Genomic DNA, 2,783 nt, shown 5'->3' with positions numbered 1-2,783 from the left:
CCCAACTACACCCCCAATTATGAAGAGCCCGTTTTCTGTGGCACCGGTGATAGTAGTTCCTAGTTTTGCGGTGCGGCAGATGGTATCGACGATGACATTTCCGTTAGGCTGCACAGTAGGGTTAAGGGTCAAAATGTGTGTCCGGAATCGCGGATTTTCACGGATTGACCTGTAGGTTTCCGGAAAGTATATGCTCCGGAAGCATATATCTAGCCCCCGACGGGAAATCCTCGGTGTGGCAGCCGTGATGTGCTATGCGCGGCGTGGTGTGGTGTCGCAATGTCGAAGAACCAACCACGCTGCCACTGCGGCGGTGAAATGAAACGCAACGGCACCACCAGCAAAGGCACCACCAGATGGCGCTGCAAACAATGCGGCGCCTCCAGCGTCAAACGTCGAAACGACATCACCAACGCGGCAGTGTTCACCCAGTTCATCGAGCATTGCACCACCGCAATATCACTCGACGACCTAGCCAAACGAAACGGTGTTAGCCGCGCCACCATGAAGCGGCGCTTCAAGTGGTGCTGGCTCGTTGATGTGCCTGACCCCACCGCCGGCCACCACAAGCGGATCTACGACCAGGTATTTCTCGATGGCACCTACACCGCCGGTGGCTGCCTGATCGTCGCGGCGACCATCGACCACGTGATCGCCTGGCACTGGTGCAAACACGAAACCACCCGCGACTACCAACTGCTGCTTGAACGCATCGAAGCCCCACTCATCGCCGTCATCGACGGCGGCCAAGGCGCATACAGCGCAATCAAAAAGTGCTGGCCGACTACGAAAATTCAACGCTGCCTCGTCCACGCCCAACGCGTGGTCCGCCGCTACACCACCACCAACCCACGCACCGATGCCGGGCGCACCATCTACCGACTTGCGCTGAAACTGACCCGGATCACCACACTGGATGAAGCCGCCGCGTGGGGTGTGCAACTGCACGAGTTTTCAACGATCTACCGGGAATGGATGAACGAGAAAACCATGATCAAAGACCCCAAAACAGGTGCATGGACCCGCGTGTGGACCCACCACAACGTGCGCAAGGCCTACAACAGCCTCAACCATCTTTGGCGGTCCGAGATGCTGTTTGTCTACCTCAACCCGCCAGCAGGAGTCCTTGCGCCCGAGCGGATCAAATCCACCACCAACAGCTTAGAAGGCGGCATCAACGCCCAGCTCAAACTGCTCGCCAGAACCCACCGCGGCAGATCAGGCGAACGACAACGCCGCATGCTGGATTGGTGGCTCTACTTAAAAACGGAACTGCCTGACGATCCAGTACGAATCGCCAGGCAGTCCGACTGGGGCCAGGGCCAACTCGCCAAAGTATCCACCCTGACCCAAACCGAGAACCAAGCCGACCACGAAACAGGACGCCCAGCCCTCTACGACAACGCTATCGACACCGACTACACCCACTCAATCGGCATTCAAAAAGGCCAAATCTAACCCCCGCGACACGCCGAGCCAGACACACATTTTGACCCTTAACCCGCACAGTAGGTCCTTAGTTTTGTACGGATGGATTAGATACCTTTTTCCTACAAAGCCAAGGACCCCAATATCTTGTGCCACGCCCGAACCCCCGGCGAACTAATCAATGCACTCTAAAACCGGAAGAGCCCTTTTAGTACTACTGGTGGATTTCGGTTTTGGTGGGGATTAACGCCGCCGGCTTCGGTTTTTCCGTTGAGGAGGTCGTTGACTACTTCCCGATGGTGAAATGGGTCGATGGTGAGGTAGAGAGGAACCAGTCACCTGGAAGAGATCGATCCAGTCGTTGGTGTGCAATCTGGGAGGTAGGGTCGCGGGGTCGATTCCTCGCGAGCGCAACCATGATTGTGTTTCTGAACGTGATGAAAACAACCCTGCCCTTCGGAGAATTTCCCCTATCCCGCGTCCCCGGGCAGTGAAAACGGTGTGCACCATCGCCTGAAAGGCTTTGCGCTGCTCTATCGGAATCTTCGGGTCACCCACCCGGCGGATCACTAAGATCCCCCCGTCAACGTTTGGCTGTGGCCGGAAAGCAGGCCTTGGTACCCGAGAACCCAGGTGAAATGTGAACCATGGGGACCACTGAGCCGTCATCATCGTGCTTGCGCCTACCCCGGCCCGGCGGCGAGCGACTTCCCACTGCATGAGGAGTACAGCGTCAGTCCATGCTGGCGCATGCAGCAACTTTCGAAGAATGGCAGTGGTGAGGTGAAAGGGAATGTTTCCCACAATGACGCAGGGAGTGGCGGGTAACCGGAAGTTAAGGAAATCATCATGGACCACTTCGACCGCCGCCGAGGAGGTTTCTTGTGTGATTTTGGCAGCTAGTTTTGCGTCCACTTCAACTGCCGTTATCGCCCTCCCCAAGTGGGCCATCGGGTGAGTGAGGGCACCGCTTCCTGGTCCGATCTCAATGATGGGGCCGGAGGTTTGTTTCACAAGGTCGATGATGGAGTTGATGATCTTGTGGTTGGTGAGAAAATTTTGGCCATGCTCGTGACGGCCGTGTCCGTATGCAGACATCAGGTGTGCTCCTTGGATTTGAAAGGGAGCCGGGCATGACAAATAGCCGCCCGGCTAAAGGACCGGAGCGGTTTTTAACCTACGGGGTAGGAAACCGCCTTAGCGGTTGGTGCGCAACCGCAAGAAAGCGGTACCTGAAATCAACATGGGTCTAATTATATCCATTAAAGGGTTAAGGGTCAAAATGTGTGTCTGGCTCGGCGTGTCGCGGGGGTTAGATTTGGGGCTCTTCATAATTGGGGGTGTAGTTGGGGTCT

At 56.3% G+C, this 2,783-nt stretch carries 3 protein-coding genes; 1 reads left to right on the top strand and 2 read right to left on the bottom strand.

From position 1 onward, the window contains the following. Positions 1 to 279 precede the first annotated feature (279 nt). Positions 280 to 1,458 carry an IS256-like element IS1249 family transposase gene (locus HMPREF3016_RS04040; protein ID WP_005323424.1) on the top strand — a complete coding sequence of 393 codons (1,179 nt, stop codon included), beginning with the start codon at positions 280 to 282 and terminating at the stop codon, positions 1,456 to 1,458. 213 nt (positions 1,459 to 1,671) lie between these two features. On the opposite strand, the gene erm is transcribed toward HMPREF3016_RS04040, so the two are convergent. Next, positions 1,672 to 2,526 (bottom strand): 23S ribosomal RNA methyltransferase Erm, encoded by an 855-nt coding sequence (gene erm, locus HMPREF3016_RS04035; protein WP_016459102.1) that lies wholly within the window; start codon positions 2,524 to 2,526, stop codon positions 1,672 to 1,674. Positions 2,527 to 2,625: 99 nt separating this feature from the next. After that, the gene (locus HMPREF3016_RS11455) at positions 2,626 to 2,673 is read right to left on the bottom strand and encodes an erythromycin resistance leader peptide (protein WP_011116968.1); all 48 of its coding nucleotides are present in this window, start codon (positions 2,671 to 2,673) and stop codon (positions 2,626 to 2,628) included. Positions 2,674 to 2,783 lie beyond the last annotated feature (110 nt).

This window comes from Rothia sp. HMSC065D02, assembly GCF_001815285.1.
Lineage (GTDB): Bacteria > Actinomycetota > Actinomycetes > Actinomycetales > Micrococcaceae > Rothia > Rothia dentocariosa.
This window is presented reverse-complemented; position numbering and strand designations above follow the sequence as displayed.